This window comes from Amycolatopsis iheyensis, from assembly GCF_024703995.1.
GTDB classification, from domain to species: Bacteria; Actinomycetota; Actinomycetes; order Mycobacteriales; family Pseudonocardiaceae; genus Amycolatopsis; species Amycolatopsis iheyensis.
Genome location: NZ_JAMXQV010000014.1, coordinates 238,340 through 256,754, shown reverse-complemented (window position 1 = coordinate 256,754; position 18,415 = coordinate 238,340). Strand labels below are relative to the sequence as shown.

The following is an 18,415-nucleotide window of genomic DNA, read 5'->3' as shown; positions in this document are numbered from 1 at the left end:
AGCTGTGCTGAACCTGAAGCGAACCTGTCGATCCGCCATGAGAAGTCACAGGTAGAACGCCAGGAACAGGGTGATCACCCAGGTCGCGCCGAGCACCTGCAGGATGCGGTCCTTGAGCGCGATCTCCTCGGGCTCGCCCGCGATGCCGCCGTCGACGTCGACCGCGTAGCGCAGCACCGCCACCACGAACGGGACCATCGAGATGAGCGCCCACACCGAGTTGTGCTCGGTCTGGCGGATCTCGAACGCCCACAGGCAGTACGACATGATCAGGATGGCCGCCGACGTCGCCCAGACGAACCGCAGGTAGCTGGCCGAATACTTCTTCAGCGACGAGCGGATCTTCGCGCCGGTGCGCTCGAACAGCATGATCTCCGCGTAGCGCTTGCCGGCCACCATGAACAGCGAGCCGAACGCCGTGACCAGCAGGAACCACTGCGAAAGCGCGATGCCGCCCGCGACACCGCCGGCGATCGAGCGCATCAGGAAGCCCGAGCCGACGATGGCCAGGTCGACCACCGGCTGGTGCTTCAGGCCGAAGCAGTAGCCGAGCTGCACGGCCTCGTAGACCGCCAGCACCACGGCGAGCTGCCAGCTCGCCGCGAACGACACGCCGAGGCCGGCCAGGAAGAACACGACCGCGGCCCCGTACGCGACGGGGACCGGCACGATGCCGGCCGCGATCGGCCGGTTGCGCTTGGTCGGGTGGGCCCGGTCGGCCTCGACGTCGATCGCGTCGTTGATGAGGTAGACCGAGCTCGCCACCAGCGAAAACGCCACGAAGGCGACGATCGCGTCGAGCAGGAGGCCCGTGCGGTCGGTCGACTTCGAGAACGCGAAGAACGGGGCCGCGAAGACCAGGACGTTCTTCACCCACTGCCGGGGGCGTGCCGTCTTGATGACGCCGCCGACCAGGCCGAACGGGCCGCGTGCGGCGGTCTCCGTCGCTGCCTCCGCCGTCACCGGTGTCTCCGGTGTCTCGGGAGTCACGGCCGCTTCGTCGCTGTTGCGCTGCTCGGTCGTCTCGCTCATGGGTTCTTCTTCAGCTTCCGTCGTATCAGACCACCGACGAGCCCCCCGAGAGCTGCACCGGCCAAAACGTCTGTCGGATAGTGAACGCCGAGCACGAGCCTCGAGGCCAGCATCGGCGGTACCAGGGCGGGCACCAGGTTACGCCCGGTCAATCCGGAGTAGAGCACCGCCGCCGCCGTCGTGGACGTCGCGTGCGACGACGGGAAGCTCAGCTTGCTCGGCGTGCCGACCAGTACCTCGACGCTCGGGTGGTCCGGTCGGGGCCGCCTGACCACGCGTTTCACCGCGATGGACGCGGCGTGCGCACCCACGACCCCGGCCGAGGCGATCAGCCAGTCCTTGCGCCGCTTCTTGTCGACCACGGCCCCGAGAACACCCAGGCCGAACCAGCCGATCGCGTGCTCACCGAAGTGGGACATGCCGCGAGCAGCCTTCACCGAAGCTTCACTCTTCAGAAAGCCCTGCGCCTTCGAAAGAACCGCGACCTCGCCCGTCGGGCTCCCCTTCTCAAGCATCGAGGGACCCGTCGAGCGGCGCGCCGTCGGTCAGGTGCGGGGCGATCTTGTTGTCGAACGCCGACAGCGCCGAGCCGATGGCCATGTGCATGTCGAGGTACTTGTACGTGCCGAGGCGGCCGCCGAACAGCACGTTCTTCTCGCGCGCCTCGACCTTGGCCAGCTCGCGGTAGGCCTCGAGCTTCTCGCGGTTGTCCGGGGTGTTGATCGGGTAGTACGGCTCGTCTTCCTCGCCCGCGAAGCGGGAGTACTCGCGGAAGATGACCGTCTTGTCCTTCGGGTAGTCCCGCTCCGGGTGGAAGTGGCGGAACTCGATGATCCGGGTGTACGGGACTTCCTGGTCGTTGTAGTTGACGACCGAGGTGCCCTGGAAGTCGCCGGTCTCGGCGACCTCGGACTCGAAGTCCACGGTGCGCCAGGTGAACCGGCCCTCGGAGTAGCCGAAGTAGCGGTCCAGCGGCCCGGTGTAGACGGTCGGGGTGCCGGCCGGGATGTGCTCGCGGACGTCGAAGTAGTCGACGTTCAGCCGGATGTCGATGTTCTCGTGCTCGGCCATCTTCTCGAGCCACGCGGTGTACCCGTTGACGGGCAGGCCCTCGTAGGTGTCGTTGAAGTACCGGTTGTCGAAGTTGTAGCGGACCGGCAGGCGCGTGATGATGTTTTCGCCCAGGTTCTTGGGGTCGTTCTCCCACTGCTTCGCGGTGTAACCCTTGATGAACGCCTCGTAGAGGGGACGGCCGATCAGCGAGATCGCCTTCTCCTCGAGGTTCTGCGCATCGGCCGTCTCGAACTCGGACGACTGCTTGGCGATCAGCTCACGGGCCTCGTCCGGCGTGTGGGACTTGCCGAAGAACTGGTTGATCAGGCCCAGGTTCATCGGGAACGAGTAGACCTGGTCCTTGACCCGCGCGAACACGCGGTGCTGGTAGTTCGTGAACTCGGTGAAGCGGTTCACGTACTCCCAGACGCGCTTGTTCGAGGTGTGGAACAGGTGCGCGCCGTACTTGTGCACCTCGATCCCGGTCTCGGGCTCGGCCTCGGAGTACGCGTTGCCGCCGATGTGGCTGCGCCGCTCGAGGACGAGGACCTTCTTGCCCAGCTCGGCCGCGGCCCGTTCGGCGACGGTCAGGCCGAAGAAACCGGACCCGACGATGACGAGGTCGTAACCTGCGAAATCGTCTTCAGTAATCTGTGCGGGGTTCGTGTGCGCGCTCACGGGCGTCGAGGGTACGGGGGCCGCTGACCCGGCCCGCACCCGACTATCACATTTCGGCTTACGACACACCTGGAAAGCAGTGCCTGCACCCGAGGACTTCTGGAGCTACTTCACCGCCGTGGCCACCTACCTGGCCGTTCTGGCGGTGCCCGGCGGCGTCGTCGGGTGGGCCGCCGGCCTGCGCGGCTGGGCCCTGGCCGGGCTCGCGCCGCTGCTCAGCTACGCCATCACCGGCCTGGCCGGCCCGTGGCTGGCGATCGCGCACGTGCCGTACGGCCCGCTGAGCGTCGCCGCGATCACCCTGCTGCTCGCCGCCGTGCTGTTCGGCCTGCGCCGGTTCGCCGTCGCCCGCGGCTGGCTCACGCCGGGCGCCGAGGAGCCGCCGACGCCGTGGACCCGCCGGGCACACCTGGCCGTCGGCGCCTGCGTCGCGATCGCGACCGCCGTGTCGATCGCCGTCGTGGTCTCCGGCCGCGGCGGGACGACCGCGGTGTTCCAGCGCTGGGACACCGTCTTCCACGCGAACGGCATCCGCTACATCGCCGAGACCGGCGACGGCTCGCTGACCGGCATGGGCACCATCAACTGGTACCCCGACGGCTCGTTCTACCCGAACGCGTACCACCTGGTCGGCGCCCTGGTCTACCAGCTGTCCGGGACGTCGATCCCGGTCACGCTGAACGCCGTCACGATGCCGATCGCCGGGCTGTTCGCGCTGGCCATGGTCGCGCTGGTCCGCCAGCTCGGCGGCCGCGCGGTGTTCGCCGGCAGCGTGGCGCTGGTCGCGGGCGGCGCGACGACCGGGGCGTACGAGTCGGTGTCGAGCGGGCTGCTGCCGTTCGCGCTGGGCATCGTGCTGACGCCGCTGGCCGTGGTCGCGCTGCAGCGGTTCGTCGTGCGGCCGGGCGTCGACACCGGCGCGGTGCTGGCGCTGAGCGCGACCGGCCTGCTCGCCGCGCACTCGAGCGCGTTGTTCGGGGCGCTGCTGTTCGCGTTCCCGCTGGTCGTGCAGCGCTGGTACCGGGCGCTGCGTGGCAAGCGCCTCGACGGCGTCGCGCCCGGCAAAGCGGCCTGGCGGGTCGTCGGCGGCGACGTCCTGCGGATGGTGCCGGTGATGGTGGCGGCCGGGGTGCTGGCCGCGCCGATGATCCTCGGCGCGCTCACCTTCACGTCCGGGTCGTACCCGTACCACCCGTGGGGCTCGCACATGCCGGTGTGGAAGGCCCTGGCGATGCTGGCGACGTTCAAGCAGGTGCTGCCGGTGCCGCAGATCTGGCTGACGGTGTTCCTGGCCCTGGGCGTGCTCACGCTGGTGGCGCTGCGACGGATGCGCTGGGTGGTGCTCTCGGCGATCGGGCTGTCGGCGCTGTTCGTCGTCGTCGCCTGCTTCGGCGGCGAGGACTGGGTGATCAGCCTGTCGCGGCCCTGGTGGAACGACCGGTTCCGGCTGATGGCGCTGGCCGCGATCCCGATGTGCCTGCTCGCCGCGCACGGCATGAGCGAGGCCCAGCGGTGGCTGGCGAAGGTGGCGAGCGGGCGCGCGTGGGTGCGCGCGCGGCCGTGGCTGACCGGCCGGGTCGGGCTGGCGTCGGCGGTGCTGCTGGTCGTCGCGATGGGCGTGCTGACCGGCGGGTTCTACCGCGCGGCCAACGCCAAGACGGTGTCGCTGCTCTACTACAACGGCCTGCCCGGCGAGGTCGTCCCGCCGGTGAGCGCGGACGAGATCGACGCGATGGAGAAGCTCGGCACGCTGGGCATCCCGGCCGACGAGAAGGTGCTCAACGACCGCCTCGACGGCACGGCCTGGATGTACGCCCTGACCGGCGTCCACCCGGTGGCGGGCCACTACGACGCCGGCGTGGCACCCCCGGACGCGACCTACCTGGCGGAGCACTTCGCGGACTACGACAGCGACCCGCGGGTGCGCGCCGCGACGCAGCGGCTGAAGATCCACTACGTGCTGGTCGGCAGCGGCACGATCCGCCGCGACACCCCGATCGCGCGCGGCCTGCGGCACCTGGACGGCCACGACTTCCTGCGGGTCGTCTACCGGAACCCGGGCGCGGTCATCTACCGGATCACCAAGCAGCCATGACAAAGCCCTCGTGGCCGCGGCGCCCCGTGCCGCGGCCACGAGGGCCCTCCGTCCCCCAACCACCCCCGGGGTGATCTCTGACGTCTGTTCACAAGGACGCCTGAGGGACGGCAATCGGTTTCCCGATCAGCCGGATGTCACTCGTTCGGACTAGTGCAGCTCCGGCAGGACGTCGCTGGCCACCTGCTCCAGCACGGCCTCGCGCCCTTCGTAGGGCGACGACGACCGCGGCCAGTGGGCGATCACGTCGGTGAAGCCCAGCTCGCCCGCGCGCCCGGCGGCGTCGCGGAAGGCCTCAACGCTGCTCAGCGAGAACACCGGCGACGAGTCGAGGCTCAGGTGCCGCTGGATGCTCGCCCGCTCGCGGCCGACCGCGTCGAGGCGCTGGTCGAAGACCTCGGTGAGCTGCTTGATGCCGGCCCACCACTCAGCCTCGGTCGCGCCGCCCTTGCCGGTGGTGACCCAGCCGGCGCCGAAGCGGGCGGCCAGGGTCATCGTGCGGGGGCCGTTGGCCGCCACGACGAACGGCAGCCGGGGCCGCTGGACCGGGCCCGGCAGGTTGCGGGCCGCGCGGGCCCGGTAGTACTCGCCGTCGAAGTCGAACTTGTCGGTCATCAGCAGCCCGTCGAGCGCCTCGACGAACTCGGTGAAGCGGTCGGCGCGCTGCTTGACCGACAACTCGGGCGCGCCGAGCACCGCGCCGTCGTAGTGGTGGTGGTCGACGCCCGCGCCGACACCCAGGACGAACCGGCCGTCGGAGATGTCGTCGAGGGTGGTCAGCTCCCGCATGAACGGCACCGGGTGCCGCGCGACCGGGGAGGCCACGAACGTGCCCAGCCGGATGCGGGAGGTCACCATGGCCGCCGCGGTCAGGGTCGGGACGGCCGAGAACCACGGCCCGTCGACCAGGTTCTTCCACCCGAGGTGGTCATAGGTCCAAGCGTGGTCGAAGCCGTACTCCTCGGCGGCCCGCCACTTCGGCTCGGCGGCCCACCAACGATCTTCCGGAAGAATGACGATGCCTACTCGCACACTGCCGGACGTTATCGGCAACCACCGACAGTCGCACGGACGGGGACGAGGCCACCCGAACGTGTCAGGGACAATGGGGTGGTGGAGAGACCTCTGTTGATCGCGTCCGACGTGGACGGCACCCTGCTCGGCCCCTCCGAATCCCTCAGCGCGCGCACCATCGGGACCGTCCGCCGGGCGATCGAGGCGGGTGTGCCGTTCGTGCTGGCCAGCGGCCGGCCGCCGCGCTGGATCGCGCCCGTGGCCAAGCCGCTCGAGCTCACCGGGTACGCCGTGTGCGCGAACGGCGCGGTCCTGTACGACTGCGGCCGCGAGGAGGTCGTCGCGGTGCACGGCCTGCTGCGGCCCGAGCTGCTCGGCGACATCGCCAGCGCGCTCGACAAGGCCCTCCCGGGCTGCCGGCTGGCCGCCGAGCGCGTCAGCACCGACGCCGACCACGAGATGCGCAGCTTCGTGATCGAGCCGGACTACCACAACCCGTGGGGCGACGGCGAAGGCCGCACCGCGCCGCGGGCCGAGGTCGTCGGGCACCCGGCGATCAAGCTGCTGGTCAGCCACCGCGGCATGTCATCGGACGAGATGGCCGAAGCGGTGCGGTCCCTGTTCGAGCGCGAGGTCGACGCCACCTACTCGTCCTCGGGCGGGCTGGTCGAGCTGTCCGCGCACGGGATCACCAAGGCGACCGGCCTGGCCGACGTCGCCGAGCGCCTGGGCGTCGACGCCGAGCGGGTGATCGCGTTCGGCGACATGCCCAACGACGTCGAGATGCTCCGCTGGGCCGGCCACGGCGTCGCGATGGAGAACGGGCACCCGGCCGTGCACGACGTGGCCGACGAGATCACCGGCCCGGCCGCCGACGACGGCGTTTCGCAGGTGCTGGAGCGCTGGTTCTAGCGGCGGTCCAGCTCGGCCGCTTCTTCCGCGGTGGGGGCGGTCCCGCCCAGGTGGGCGGGCTGCCACCAGCGCTCGTCCTCGGACGCGGGCTGCTCCGGGTACTCGGCCTGGGCGCGGTCGACGAGCGCGCTCATCCGGGCGCGCAGCTCCTTCGTCACGACGTCCCAGTCGTCACCCTTCGCCGGGTGCATCGGCTCGCCGATGAGGATCGAGATCGGCACGTGCCGGCGGGTCAGGTCCTTCGGACGGCCCTTCGTCCAGAGCCGCTGGGTCCCCCACAGCGCCATGGGCACGACCGGGACGTTGGCCGCCGCGGCCATCCGGACGGCGCCGGACTTGATCTCCTTGACGGTGAACGACCGGCTGATCGTCGCCTCCGGGAAGACCCCGACCACCTCGCCGGCCTGCAGTTTCGCGAGGGCTTCGCGGTAGGAGGCGAGGCCGGCGTCGCGGTCGACGGAGATGTGGTGCATCCCCCGCATCAGCGGCCCGGCGATCTTGTTGTCGAAGATCTCCTTCTTCGCCATGAAGCGCGTCAGCCGCTTGGCCGGGCGCGCGCCGAGGCCGCAGAAGATGAAGTCGAGGTAGCTCACGTGGTTGCACGCGATGACCGCGCCGCCGCGGCGCGGGATGTGTTCCGCGCCCTCGACCCGGATGCGGTTGTCGAGTACCCGGAACATCGTCCGGGCCGCCGCGATCACGGGCGGGTACACCAGGTCAGCCATCGCGCCAGGTTACGGGACCGTAGGTTCTTGGCGGCCGTTCAAGCGGCGAAGACCACAAACCGGGCGAAGCTCACACGGGTTGAACGTCGTCGCGGCGCCGGACCGGGATCGCCAGGACCACGGCCAGCAGGATCGTGAACAGCGCGACGGACTGGTGCTTGACGCCCTCGATGCCGTCGCCCAGCGCCGCCGTGGCGAACTGCGTCACCGAGACCGTGAACAGGAACGCCAGCACGACCCCGAGCGCGTCCCGCCGCCGCAGCCACGCCCGGACCAGCACGAACAGCCAGATCGGCAGCAGGGCGAACAGGCCCAGCGGCGCGATCAGGCCGGTCAGCCACGACACCACCGGCACCCGGTGCTCCTGCGCGTGCGGCGCGAAGCCGGCTTCCCGGTCGAAGCTGCCGAGGTAGTCCGGGCGGGCGGTGAGCTGGTCGGTCGCGGCCCGGTCCAGCACCGCCAGCGTCCGGCCGGGGTGGGTGGCGAAGTAGTGCATGACGTTCTCGCGGCTCATCCGGTCGCGGTAGCTCGGGTACTGCGGGTCCGTGGTCGCCGGGTGCGGGTGCCACCAGCCGTTGCCCGCGTACTGCGCGAACGACGGCGGCAGCCCGAGGGCGGCGAGGTCGGCCTGGGTGTCGTGCTCGCCGTCGACGATGTTCAGGAAGATCGAGTTGAAGATGTTGATCTCACGCGAGTCGTCGCCCGGGAACCCGGAGTAGGTGCCGTCGGGGGCGCGGGCCGGGTCGACGCTCTGCTGCGCGAACAGCGTGATCGCGCCGAGCGCGGCGATGACCAGCGCCGCCGCCGTCCAGCGCCGGAGCCCACGCAGCGTGCCCGGCCGGACCAGCAGGATCGCCAGCGCGAGGATCGGCAGGATCGTCAACGTCTGGACCTTGGCGTTCACCGTCAGCACCCCGCCGACAAGCGTCACCGCCAGGCCCGCGTAGCTCCACCGGCCTTCGCGGGCGGTGAGCAGCAGGCCGCCGACGACCAGCAGCAGGCCCAGGAACGCCGCGCCTTCGCCGAGCACCGCGGCGAAGTACCCGAAGAACGCCGAGTCCGCGACGACCAGCAGCAGCCCCGCCGCCACGGCCAGCCGCGTGCGGCGCGCGTACGGCAGGCCCAGCACGATCGCGGCGACCGCGGCCGCGGCGACGACGCTGCTCAGCAGGCCGAGGATGACCAGGCTGAGCGTCCCGTGCAGGCCGAGCAGCCCGCCGATCCGGACGGCCAGCTCGGCGAGCCAGCTCTGCGTGAGCAGGTAGGTCGGCCGGCACGGCGGCGCGCCCGGCGCCGGGGTGTAGGCGAGGTGGATGAACGCCTCGGGCAGGCCCTTCCAGGTGATCCCGGCCCCGCACAGCACCCGGCCGCCGTCGCCGTTGTTGGACATCGCGATCGGCCGCGGCACGAGGAAGCGCACGGCGAACAGCGCGAACACGACCCCGAACGTCCCGAGCCCGAGCCGCGCCTCCGCGCCCAACCGGCGTTTCGCGACCTCGAGCTTCACGAAGGACAGGGTACGTAGCGGAAGTCCGGGCCCTTGTCGAGGTCGCTGACCACGGTCTCCGCCTGTTCCGTGCGCGGGTACACCGAAACCCAGAAGGGCGTGCCGACGCGGCGGAAGGTCGCCACCTCGTACTTGCCCGCGTAGACCGGGTCGATCGTGCAGCGCTGGCGGTCGGCGTACCCGCCGTCGGCCGGCACCGCGACGGTCGGGCGGCGGCCGTTGACCACGTAGTCGTAGTCGGTCGCGACGCCGCCGTCGTGCCGTCCCTCGCGAGCGATGTGGTCGTCGGTGCGGCCGAGGACGTCGACGATGAGCAGCTGCCCGCCGTGGGCCGCGAGCGCGCCGGGCGCGGCGGCGCTGACCACCGAACCGGGCGGCAGGTACTCGCCGAGCCAGCCGCCGATCTCGGCGAGCTCGGTGCCGTGCGCGCGCCAGTCACGCACGCGGTCGAGCATTTCCGGGCTGAAGACCGAGACGAGCACGGCGATGCCGGCGAGCCCGCACGCGGTCACCGGGACCAGCCGCGTCGCGGCCGGCCACGCCCGCGGCCCCGGCGACGGCTTGCCTTCGACGTCGGCGGTGAGCACGCCGTACGCGGCCACGGACCCGACGGCGAGCAGCGGCGGCACCGGGGCCAGCAGCCGCCACGACGGGCCGGGGTCGCCGCCGGCCAGCACCGCCGAGGCGGCGAGCCCGGCGGCCGTCGCGAACAGCAGCCAGATCAGGGCGCGAGCCTCGAGCGCGACACCGTTCGCGCGGCGCAGCAGCAACGCCACGGCGGCGACCAGGCCGAGCAGCAGGAAACCCTGGTGCGCCAGTGCGAACCCGGACAGGTACGGCCAGCCGATGGCGACCTGCGAGCCCACCGAGCCGCCGAGCCGCGCGGCCAGCGGCGCGGGCAGGTAGTGGTGGTAGAACGTCAGCCGCCAGGCCAGCCGCGGGATCAGGAACACCAGCGCGCCCAGCAGGTACCCCACCGGCGCCCACCAGCTGTGCTTCTTCCGCACCGCGGCGCCGACCAGCCAGAGCCCGCCCAGCACGGCGATGACCAGGCCCTGCGGGCTCGTCATCACGGCGAAGGCGACGAGCACGCCGGCGACCACCGGGCGGCGCGCCACGAGCGAGTAACCCACAGCGAGGATGAGGAGCACGAACAGCGGCACCTCGGAGCCGGAGGGCCCGTAGACGGCGAGGCCGCCGGCCGCGGCGGTCAGCACCGCGGCCGCGACGCCGATCGCCGGCCGCGGCTCGGCGCCGGCCGGCACCGCCGCCGCCGCGATCCGGTTGACCACGAAGTACGCCAGCAGCACGCAGCCGAGCACGGCCACCACGCCGAAGACGACGGCGGCGGTCTCGACGTCGGCGCCGAACGCGGCGCGCGGCAGGGCGATCAGCACCAGCCAGAAGAAGTTCGTGTAGCCCTCGACGCGTTCACCGGGGTTGAAGACCGGGCCGTTGCCGTCGGCGATGTTCTGGGCGTAGCGGAACGAAACCAGCGCGTCCTCGGTGACGGTGGAAAACAGCAGCTGGTGGAGCAGGGAAAGGCCGAGGGTGAGCGCGAGGACGAGACCGCGCCAGCCGCGATCGGTGTCGAGCCGGCCCCAGGTCAGCACCACGATCGCGGCGAGGACCAGCCACGCCACCACGACCGCGTAGACCACCCGGCCCCCTCGTGAAGATCGCTCCGCCCGGCGTCAGTCAAGCAGGGAAACGTACTCGTCAATATAACCCGTTCGGGTATCGTGAAGGGACATTCGCTATTTGTCCCGTTCGGACTCCATCCCCGGAACGGGTGACGGCTCTTCGGCGGCTTAGTCTCCACCGTGCTTTCCGTCAGCGTAGCCATTCTCGTCATCGCCTTACCCGGGCTGGTGACCGGCCTGGCCGTGGGTTTGCGTGGGTGGGCCCTGGCCGGGCTGGCCCCGCTGCTGAGCTACGCCATCGGCGGCCTGACCGGGCCGTGGACCGCGGCGCTCGGCTGGTCGTTCACACCCGTGACGTACGCGGTGTCGACCGCGGTGTTCGCCGCGATCGCTTACGGTGTCCGGAAACTGACGCTGCGGCGCCTGCCTCCGGAGCCGGAGCCCGGACTGTGGGCGCGGAACGGCCACCTGTGCGTGGTGGCGTGTTTGCTGTTCGCGTCGGCGGTCGGTTTTTATGCGACAGTGCGCGGGTTGGGGACGATCGGCGCGCTGCCGCAGGGATTCGACGCGGTCTACCACGGGAACGCGGTGCGCTACATCGCCGACACCGGCGACGGCAGCCTGTTCGGCACGAGCCACGTGAACTGGTACGGCGACGCGGCGCCGGTGTTCTACCCCAACGCCTACCACCTGCTGGCGGCGATGACGTACCGGCTGAGCGGCGCGTCGATCCCGGCCACACTGGACGCGAACACCGTGCTGCTGCCGGGTTTGCTGGCGCTTTCGCTGGTGACGCTGGTGCGCGAGTTCCGCGGCCGCGCGGTGCTGGCGGGTGCGGTGGCGCTGACCGCGGTGGCGCCGGTGATGGGCGTCTACGAGTCGATGGACCGCGGGCCGCTGCTGCCGTTCGCGCTGGGGGTGACGCTGACGCCGTTGGCGGCGGTGGCGTTGCGGCGCTACCTGGAGCGGGTCGCGCCGGACACGGGCCTGGTGCTGGTGCTGGCCGCGGTCGGCCTGCTGTGCGTCCATTCGTCGACCTTGTTCGGCGGGCTCCTGTTCGCCGGGCCGCTGCTGGTGCAGCGGTGGCTGTCTTCGTGGCGGCGGATCGGCCGGGACCTGCTGGCGCTGCTGCCGATCGCGGTGGCGTCACTGCTGGTGGCGTGGCTGCAGTTGTTCGGCGCACTGGGCCTGGCGTCGGGCGACGTCCCGTACTACGGCTGGCCGAGCGAGTGGCGTGCGTCGACGGCGCTGGGTGCGCTGCTGGGCTTCCAGCACTACGAGGCGCACCCGCAGGTGTGGCTGTCGGTGGCGTTGTTCCTGGGGATCGTGTTCTTCGCGCGGGCGGGGGCGTTGCGCTGGATCGGCCTGACGGCGGCGGTGACGGGCCTGGCGTACATGGCGGTGGCGTCGTCGAACGCCCCGCTGGTGATGGCGCTGTCCCGCCCGTGGTGGGACGACCCGTACCGGTTCTTTTCGATGGCGGCAATCCCGCTGTGCGTCCTGGCGGCACACGGCTTGGCGTCGACACAGGCGTGGTTACGCGACCGGCTGCCTGCACGGGTGCCGGCGGCCGCGGTCGCCGTCGTGGTGCTACTGGGGTTCGTGCTGCTGTCGAACGGGCTGTATTTCAGGTCGAACGGCGCCCGCGTGGCGCAGGGGTACCAGGGGGCGCAGCGCGTGACGCCGGGCGAGGAGACGGCCATGGTGGAGCTGGGCAGGCTGGCGGCCCCGGGCGAGTGGGCGATGAACGACCGCTTCGACGGAACGGCGTGGACGTACGCGCTGTCGGGCGTCCGAACGGTGGCCGGGCATTTCGACGAGACATTGCTGCCGAAGGACGCGCTGCTGCTGGCCGCGCGGTTTCGCGATTACCCGACGGATCCGGCGGTGCGCGCGGCGGTTCGGCGGTTGAACATTCATTGGGTGATTTTGGGGAAGCCTTCGACGCAGCCCGGGAAGCCTTATCAGCCGGGGTTGATCGGGTTGGCCGGGGAGCCTTTCCTGCGGGAGGCGTACCGCAATTCGGACGCGGTGATCTACCGGCTGGTGTCCTGACGTGACGGAGTTGTCCACATGTGCGTAAGCCCTGTGGACAACTTGGGTACAACCGGTGGACTACCTGCTCGGGACCGGTAGCCGTCAGGCCGAGCGGGTCGAGCGGGCCGCGATCGCCGCCAGGCCGGCCGTCAGCAGGTCGGCCACCGTGAACATCACCCGGGATGCCACCGCGAACGCCGTGGCCTGGCCGACCGTCAGGCCGCTGGCCGTCAGCACCGCCACCTGGGCCACCTCGCGGACACCCACTCCGCTCGGGAGGATGAACGCGAACGTGCCCACCGTCATCGCCACCGCCATCGCGCCCACGCACAGCACGAAGCCGCTGAAGCCCGGCGTTCCCACCGAGTTCGCCAGCAGCCAGAGGTGGATGCCCTGCAGGCACCACGCCGCCGTCGAGGCGCCGAAGACCTTGCCCACCACCGCCCAGCCCAGTGGGTGCGCCAGCGGCGGGCGGCGGAGGATGCGCAGGACCAGCGACGTGCCCCAGGTCAGGATCCTCGGGTGCAGCATCGCCAGGCCGAGCGGGATGAGCACGAACAGCCAGAGCGCGCGCGGGCTGTTGCTGAACACCGCCGGCGCCGCCAGGAGCGACACGACCAGCGCCGACACCACGCCCACGCCCAGCTGGATCAGCGAGCCCGTGAAGATCCGGGCCCGGGCGAGGCCCGCCTTGCGGCCCAGCTCCATCTGCAGCAGGTACGCCCACACCGAGCCCGGCACGTACTTGCCGAGCGAGCCGACCAGGCAGATCTGCGCTCCCCTGGCGTAGCCGATCGGCTTGCCGAGGTCGTCGACCATCACCTGCCAGCCCCAGGTGGACACCATGATCGCCGCCACCAGGGCCACCAGGCTCAGCAGCGACGACTGCCAGGCGACATCACGCAGGGTGTGCCAGAACTCGCCCCAGTTCGAGGCCAGCTGCTTCGCCGCGAACCCGATGACCAGCAGGATCGCGACCCACCGGACGACGTCGAGGATCTTCGCCTTGGCGGACTTCGGCTGCTTGCCGGCCGCCGGCAAGTCCTCAACGGTCGTCATCGACGCAACTCCTCAGGCCTGGACCGTGACCAGGCGGCTGAACTCGGAGAGCAGATCGTAACCGTCCCAGACCGCCGAGAACGTCAGGGCCGAGCCGAACGGCACGATCCGGTCGACTCCGCGACCCGCCAGCTCGTGCGCGAACGCCGTCAGCTCGTCGGTGGTAAAGCCGAACTGGCTGACCGTCTGGTCCTTCCGGAGGACGATCGGCACCAGGTCGGACAAAGTGGACACTCGCGCGTTCGCGAACGTGCCCGCGCCGAGCCACTCGCGCGGGAGGATCGCCGGGTCGGTCAGCTCCAACGTGGCCAGCCCGTTGCCCTGGAACTCGATCTCCTTGACCAGGCCGTCGACCGCCGCGCCGTACGCCGAGACGCGCTTCTGGACCGCCATCGCCGGCTCGGTGACGTGCTGCTTCGCCGCCAGCACCGACGACAGCAGCGCGCGGAACTCCTGCCCGGCCGCGGCCGCACCGGCTTCGTCGCCGACCCAGAACACCGCCCGGGGCGACGAGCACGCCGCCTGGTCGAACCAGTACGAGTCGTTGTAGAAGCCCTCGGCGGCCGCGCGACGCTCTTCCGCGGACGCGCGCTGCCAGCCCGCCACCGAAGCGACGGCGAACGACGAGCGGTCCGGGAACGTCAGGTCACGCGCGTGCGGCGCCAGCGGGTACTTCCGCAGGGCCGCGACCGAGCCGTCGCCGCCCCAGATGACGCGCAGGTCCGCGGCCAGCGACAGCGCGCCGCTCACCTCGTCGCTGCGGTCGTAGGTCACCATGCGCTGGGTCGCCCGGATCGCGTCCGCGACCGAAGAGTCCACTTCGGACAGCGCCGCGTTCAGCGCCTCCAGCACCGCTTCCGCGGCCCCGGCCGAGCGCGAAGACACCCGCACGACGTTGTGGTTGCCCGCCAGCGCCGACAGCGCCCACGAGTAGACGAAGATCGTGTCGACGTTCGCCGGCGGCACGTGGAACACCAGCCCGCGCGGGAACCGCAGCACGCTGCCCGAGGTGTCCAAAGTGGACAACGCCTTGGCGATCTCGCCCTTGCGCAGGAAGAAGCCGAGCGACGCCAGCTCCGGGAACCGGCGCGCGGTGGCCGGCGCGAGCAGCTTGCGCGCGAACTTCGTGATGAACTCGACGACGCGTGGGTCGCCCACGCGCAGCCGGCCACCCGGCGGCTCCTCGCGCAACCGGGAGACCAGCTCGCCGACCTCGATGCCGGAATCAGCGGGGAACCGCTGCGTCAGGGAAGTCATGCCGCCGCTCCGGAGAACGTGTCCGAGCACCCGCGGGCCTCGGCCTTGGGCAGCCGGCCGAGCACGGAGAAGTGCTTGCCCGGCCAGTCGCCGTCGTCGATGCCGTTGTAGACACCCAGGTCTTCGGTCAGCAGCACGTGCCCCGGGTACGACGTCGGCAGCGTGGAGACGACCTCGATCACACCCGGCTCGCCGACCGGCTGCTCTTCCCACGTCTCCGGGTTCCGGATCACGACGTCGGCGAAGTCCGGGCAGTACAGCGAGTTCCCGGACGGGCCCTCGAGGAACACCGTGCCGATCTGCTCGATCATCCCGTAGTAGTTGTGGATCCGGGTGAGCCCGGTGTCCTCTTTGAACCGCCGCCGGAACTCGGTGTTGTCGACCGCGCGGTCGATCAGCTTCTTCCAGCCACCGCTGTGGATGAGGATGCCGTTCGAGAGGTCGAGGCCGTTGTCCCGCGCGACTTCGTACAGGTACAGCCACACCATGAAGGTGAAGCCGAAGATCAGGAACGGCTTGTCGCCGTACTCGGCCAGGAACTTCTTGACCGCCTCGACGTCCGGCTTGTCGTTCTCGTCGAGCACGTACGTGTGCTTGCGGCCGAAGTTCGCCATGCCCAGCACCCCAGCCCCCCGCGCGGAGAACGACCGGCGGTTCTTGATGATGCCGATCGTGTCGACCATCAGCATCGGCAGCCGCTCGCTGCCGAGGACCTCCTGCAGGGTCGCGCCGAGCTGCTTGGTCTGCGCGCCCGCCGACTCCTTGTCCAGGTAGATCCGCGACGCGCCGGCGCCGGTGGTGCCCGACGACGTGAGGGTCTTGAAGACCTCGCTGTCCGGCACCGACTTCAGGTCGTGCGTCTTGAACATCCGCACCGGCAGCCACGGCAGGTCCGCGATCGTGGCAAACGACGTGTCCGGCGCGATTCCCAGCGAAGACAGGATCCGGTCATAGCCTTCGGAATTCGCCCGATGGTGGGACGTCAGCGAAGCCAGCTCGGGCAGCAGCAAGGCCTCCCGGTCGGCCTGCGACCGAGTGAACACACTCATACCTGCGCCTCCAATGACCGGTAGTCGATCTTGCCGCTGGCCAGCAGCGGCACGGTGTCGATCGGGCGGACGTCGAACCCGCTGACGTGCAGGTGCAGTCGCTCGGACAGCGCCCGCGAAGCGTCCTTGCAGATGTCCTTGTCCGCGCCTTCGGCGAACAGGACGACCTTGTCGCCCGCGGGCACCGCAGCCACCACGTCGATCCCCACCGCCGCCGTGCGCACGGCGTGCTCGAGGTCGTCGAGGCTGACGCGGTTGCCGAACACCTTGCCGATGCGCTTGAGCCGCCCGGTGATGAACAGGTACCCCTCTTCGTCGAGGTACCCGAGGTCACCGGTGGCCAGCACGCCGCCGTATTCGTCGCCCTTGGCCAGGCCGGACTCGTCGTCGGCGTAGCCCAGCATCACATTGGGCCCACGGTAGACGACCTCACCGACAATTTTCGGGTGCGTGGTCTCCGACCCGTCGTCACGGCGGACCGCGAACTTGCCGCCCGGCAGCGCCGGCCCGGCGGAACCGAGCTTTTCGGCCAGCCGCTCGGCCGGCACCGTCGTCATCCGCGGCGACGCCTCGGTCTGGCCGTACATGACGTACATCCGGCCGCCGACGGCGACCATCTTCGCGTTGAACTCGGCGATCAGCTCGTCGCGCAGCTTCCCGCCGGCCTGCGTCAGCGTGCGCAGCGTCGGGTACTTCGCGGGGTCGAACTTGAGCCGCCGCAGCATTTCGTAGTGGTACGGAACGCCCGAAAGGGACGTGACGCCGTAGGTGTTCACCGCGTCCCAGAACCCGCGGCCGAGCACGCCGGACGGCTCGATGACGACGGTCGCGTCCCGCACCAGGTGCGAGTTCAGCACCGACAGGCCGTAGCTGTAGTGCAGCGGCAGGCAGGTCGGCGCGACCTCGTCGGCGTCGATGTGCAGCACCTGGGCGATGGCGTCGGCGTTGGCCAGCAGCCCCTGCCGCGAGAGCCGGACCAGCTTGGGGTTGCCGGTCGACCCGCTGGTCGGCAGCAGCACGGCGAGGTCGGGGTGCGGCGGCACACCTTCGGCCGAAGAGCGCACCCAGTCGGCACCCCGCGTCTCGTAGCCGTCGGGAGCGTCGCCCGAAGCCGCCAGCACCGCGGCCGGGCGGAAGCGCGCGACCAGCCCGGCCAGCACGTCGGCGTCGAGCGCCGGGTCGATCAGCGCGATCGCCCGCCCGGATTCGATCGCGCCGAGGTAGGTCAGCACGCTCGGCAGGTCGATCGACATCCGCGCGAAGACGACGCCGGTGGGCAGCGCCGCGAGCGCTTCGATCGAGCGGCCGACCTCGGCCGACAGTTCCGCGCCCGCCAGCGTGCGGCCCCCGGCCACGTCCACCAGCCGAGCTCCCGCACCCAGCAACGTCACAGCACCAAGCCTCCGTCGATGCCCAGCACCTGCCCGGTGATGAAGGACGCTTCATCACTCACCAGGAACCGGATCGCGTTCGCGACTTCTTCGGGCCGGCCGAGACGCCCCAGCGGCGTCTTGCCGGCGTTGTCCGCCTTCGCGTCCTCGCTCAGGCCCGCGGTCAGGTCGGTCTCGATCACGCCCGGCGCGACCGCGTTGACGCGGATGCCCGAGCGGCCGAGCTCCTTCGCCGCCGACCGCGCGATGTTCGCCACCGCCGCCTTCGACGCCGCATACACCGTCTGACCAGCGCTTCCGTGCTCGCCGACGATCGAGGCGAGCACGACGATCGCGCCGGTCTTCTTCCGCATCATCGCCCGGGCCGCGGCCTGGACGGTGTGCAGCGTGCCGGCGACGTTCGTGCTCAGCGTCGTGTCGACCAGCTCTTCCTTGATCATCCCGAGGAGCGCGTCCTCCATGATCCCGGCGTTCGCGACGACGACGTCGAGCTTGCCGTGCTCCTTCGCGACCGCCCTGACCAGCGAGGACACCGCTTTGGCGTCGGTGACGTCCAAGGCGAGCCCGGCCGCGGCGCCCGCGGCGGAAGCAGCTTCCTTGGCGCGGGCCTCGTCGCGGCCGGTGAGCACCACCGTCGCGCCCGCTTCCACCAAGGCACGCACGGTGGCCAGGCCGATCCCCCGCGTCCCGCCGGTGACGAGCGCGACGCGACCGGTCAGATCAGGCATTCTTCGACTGGAGCTCGGTGACCATGTCCACGGCGACCTTGAAGCTCGACATGTCGATCACCTGGTCGGTGTCGAACTCGACGTCGAACTCGTCCTCGATGGCCGCGACCAGCGCCATGTGGCCGACGGAGTCCCACGCCTCGATGTCGCGGTACTTCAGGTTCTCGACGTCCACGTCGCCGTCGAGGTCCAGCGCCTCGACGAAGACCTCACGCAGCTTGGGGGCGACAGACAT

General features: G+C 70.7%; 16 protein-coding genes. 3 read left to right on the top strand and 13 right to left on the bottom strand.

The window, feature by feature from the left end; translation table 11 throughout:
- Window positions 1–45: 45 nt before the first annotated feature.
- Genes M8542_RS26545 through glf form a run of 3 tightly spaced genes read right to left on the bottom strand, consistent with a single transcriptional unit; the run spans window position 46 to window position 2,763 of the window.
- Window positions 46–1,032: a decaprenyl-phosphate phosphoribosyltransferase gene (locus M8542_RS26545; protein WP_257922951.1), complete on the bottom strand. Its 987-nt coding sequence runs from the start codon at window positions 1,030–1,032 to the stop codon at window positions 46–48.
- On the bottom strand, window positions 1,029–1,547 hold the full coding sequence (locus M8542_RS26540; RefSeq protein WP_257922950.1) for a phosphatase PAP2 family protein: 519 nt from the start codon (window positions 1,545–1,547) through the stop codon (window positions 1,029–1,031). The genes M8542_RS26545 and M8542_RS26540 overlap by 4 nt, the downstream gene beginning before the upstream one ends.
- On the bottom strand, window positions 1,540–2,763 hold the full coding sequence (glf, locus tag M8542_RS26535; protein WP_257922949.1) for a UDP-galactopyranose mutase: 1,224 nt from the start codon (window positions 2,761–2,763) through the stop codon (window positions 1,540–1,542). The genes M8542_RS26540 and glf overlap by 8 nt, the downstream gene beginning before the upstream one ends.
- Before the next feature lie 79 nt (window positions 2,764–2,842).
- On the opposite strand from glf, the gene M8542_RS26530 reads away from it, so the two are divergent.
- Complete coding sequence (locus tag M8542_RS26530; RefSeq protein ID WP_257922948.1) at window positions 2,843–4,858, top strand: DUF6541 family protein; 2,016 nt, start codon at window positions 2,843–2,845, stop codon at window positions 4,856–4,858.
- Window positions 4,859–5,008: 150 nt separating this feature from the next.
- On the opposite strand, the gene M8542_RS26525 is transcribed toward M8542_RS26530, so the two are convergent.
- Window positions 5,009–5,890 (bottom strand): LLM class flavin-dependent oxidoreductase, encoded by an 882-nt coding sequence (locus tag M8542_RS26525; RefSeq protein WP_257922947.1) that lies wholly within the window; start codon window positions 5,888–5,890, stop codon window positions 5,009–5,011.
- 96 nt (window positions 5,891–5,986) lie between these two features.
- Between M8542_RS26525 and M8542_RS26520 the strand changes: the two genes are divergently transcribed.
- Entirely contained in the window at window positions 5,987–6,784 is a 798-nt protein-coding gene (locus M8542_RS26520) for an HAD family hydrolase (RefSeq protein ID WP_257922983.1), read from the top strand.
- Here the strand turns inward: M8542_RS26520 and M8542_RS26515 are convergent.
- From M8542_RS26515 to M8542_RS26505, 3 genes are all read right to left on the bottom strand, one after another.
- Window positions 6,781–7,509 (bottom strand): lysophospholipid acyltransferase family protein, encoded by a 729-nt coding sequence (locus M8542_RS26515; protein ID WP_257922946.1) that lies wholly within the window; start codon window positions 7,507–7,509, stop codon window positions 6,781–6,783. The genes M8542_RS26520 and M8542_RS26515 overlap by 4 nt on opposite strands.
- A gap of 70 nt (window positions 7,510–7,579) precedes the next feature.
- On the bottom strand, window positions 7,580–9,016 hold the full coding sequence (gene wsfD / locus M8542_RS26510) for a glycan biosynthesis hexose transferase WsfD (protein WP_257922945.1): 1,437 nt from the start codon (window positions 9,014–9,016) through the stop codon (window positions 7,580–7,582).
- Window positions 9,013–10,677, bottom strand: a complete 1,665-nt coding sequence (locus M8542_RS26505; protein ID WP_257922944.1) for a DUF8728 domain-containing protein — start codon at window positions 10,675–10,677, stop codon at window positions 9,013–9,015. Before M8542_RS26505 ends, wsfD begins: the two co-directional genes overlap by 4 nt.
- 162 nt (window positions 10,678–10,839) lie before the next feature.
- Between M8542_RS26505 and M8542_RS26500 the strand changes: the two genes are divergently transcribed.
- Complete coding sequence (locus M8542_RS26500) at window positions 10,840–12,714, top strand: DUF6541 family protein (protein WP_257922943.1); 1,875 nt, start codon at window positions 10,840–10,842, stop codon at window positions 12,712–12,714.
- Between the two features lie 84 nt (window positions 12,715–12,798).
- Here the strand turns inward: M8542_RS26500 and M8542_RS26495 are convergent, their stop codons facing one another.
- The 6 genes from M8542_RS26495 to M8542_RS26470 are packed head-to-tail and all read right to left on the bottom strand — an operon-like array spanning window position 12,799 to window position 18,415.
- Window positions 12,799–13,755 carry a lysylphosphatidylglycerol synthase transmembrane domain-containing protein gene (locus tag M8542_RS26495; RefSeq protein WP_257922942.1) on the bottom strand — a complete coding sequence of 319 codons (957 nt, stop codon included), beginning with the start codon at window positions 13,753–13,755 and terminating at the stop codon, window positions 12,799–12,801.
- A 12-nt stretch (window positions 13,756–13,767) separates the two neighbouring features.
- Window positions 13,768–15,012, bottom strand: a complete 1,245-nt coding sequence (locus M8542_RS26490; protein WP_257922941.1) for an acyl-CoA reductase — start codon at window positions 15,010–15,012, stop codon at window positions 13,768–13,770.
- A complete protein-coding gene (locus M8542_RS26485; protein WP_257922940.1) occupies window positions 15,009–16,061 on the bottom strand; it encodes a LuxE/PaaK family acyltransferase in 1,053 nt (350 codons plus the stop codon). Before M8542_RS26485 ends, M8542_RS26490 begins: the two co-directional genes overlap by 4 nt.
- Window positions 16,058–17,452: an AMP-binding protein gene (locus M8542_RS26480; protein ID WP_257922939.1), complete on the bottom strand. Its 1,395-nt coding sequence runs from the start codon at window positions 17,450–17,452 to the stop codon at window positions 16,058–16,060. The genes M8542_RS26485 and M8542_RS26480 overlap by 4 nt, the downstream gene beginning before the upstream one ends.
- Entirely contained in the window at window positions 17,449–18,180 is a 732-nt protein-coding gene (locus M8542_RS26475; RefSeq protein WP_257922938.1) for an SDR family NAD(P)-dependent oxidoreductase, read from the bottom strand. Before M8542_RS26475 ends, M8542_RS26480 begins: the two co-directional genes overlap by 4 nt.
- Window positions 18,173–18,415 (bottom strand): acyl carrier protein, encoded by a 243-nt coding sequence (locus M8542_RS26470; protein ID WP_257922937.1) that lies wholly within the window; start codon window positions 18,413–18,415, stop codon window positions 18,173–18,175. The genes M8542_RS26475 and M8542_RS26470 overlap by 8 nt, the downstream gene beginning before the upstream one ends.

Coding starts and splice junctions, on each gene's coding strand:
- M8542_RS26545 (WP_257922951.1), bottom strand. CDS start 1,032: ATGAGCGAGACGACCGAGCAGCGCAACAGCGACGAAGCGGCCGTGACT.
- M8542_RS26470 (WP_257922937.1), bottom strand. CDS start 18,415: ATGTCTGTCGCCCCCAAGCTGCGTGAGGTCTTCGTCGAGGCGCTGGAC.
- M8542_RS26485 (WP_257922940.1), bottom strand. CDS start 16,061: ATGAGTGTGTTCACTCGGTCGCAGGCCGACCGGGAGGCCTTGCTGCTG.
- M8542_RS26490 (WP_257922941.1), bottom strand. CDS start 15,012: ATGACTTCCCTGACGCAGCGGTTCCCCGCTGATTCCGGCATCGAGGTC.
- M8542_RS26495 (WP_257922942.1), bottom strand. CDS start 13,755: ATGACGACCGTTGAGGACTTGCCGGCGGCCGGCAAGCAGCCGAAGTCC.
- M8542_RS26540 (WP_257922950.1), bottom strand. CDS start 1,547: ATGCTTGAGAAGGGGAGCCCGACGGGCGAGGTCGCGGTTCTTTCGAAG.
- M8542_RS26475 (WP_257922938.1), bottom strand. CDS start 18,180: ATGCCTGATCTGACCGGTCGCGTCGCGCTCGTCACCGGCGGGACGCGG.
- M8542_RS26515 (WP_257922946.1), bottom strand. CDS start 7,509: ATGGCTGACCTGGTGTACCCGCCCGTGATCGCGGCGGCCCGGACGATG.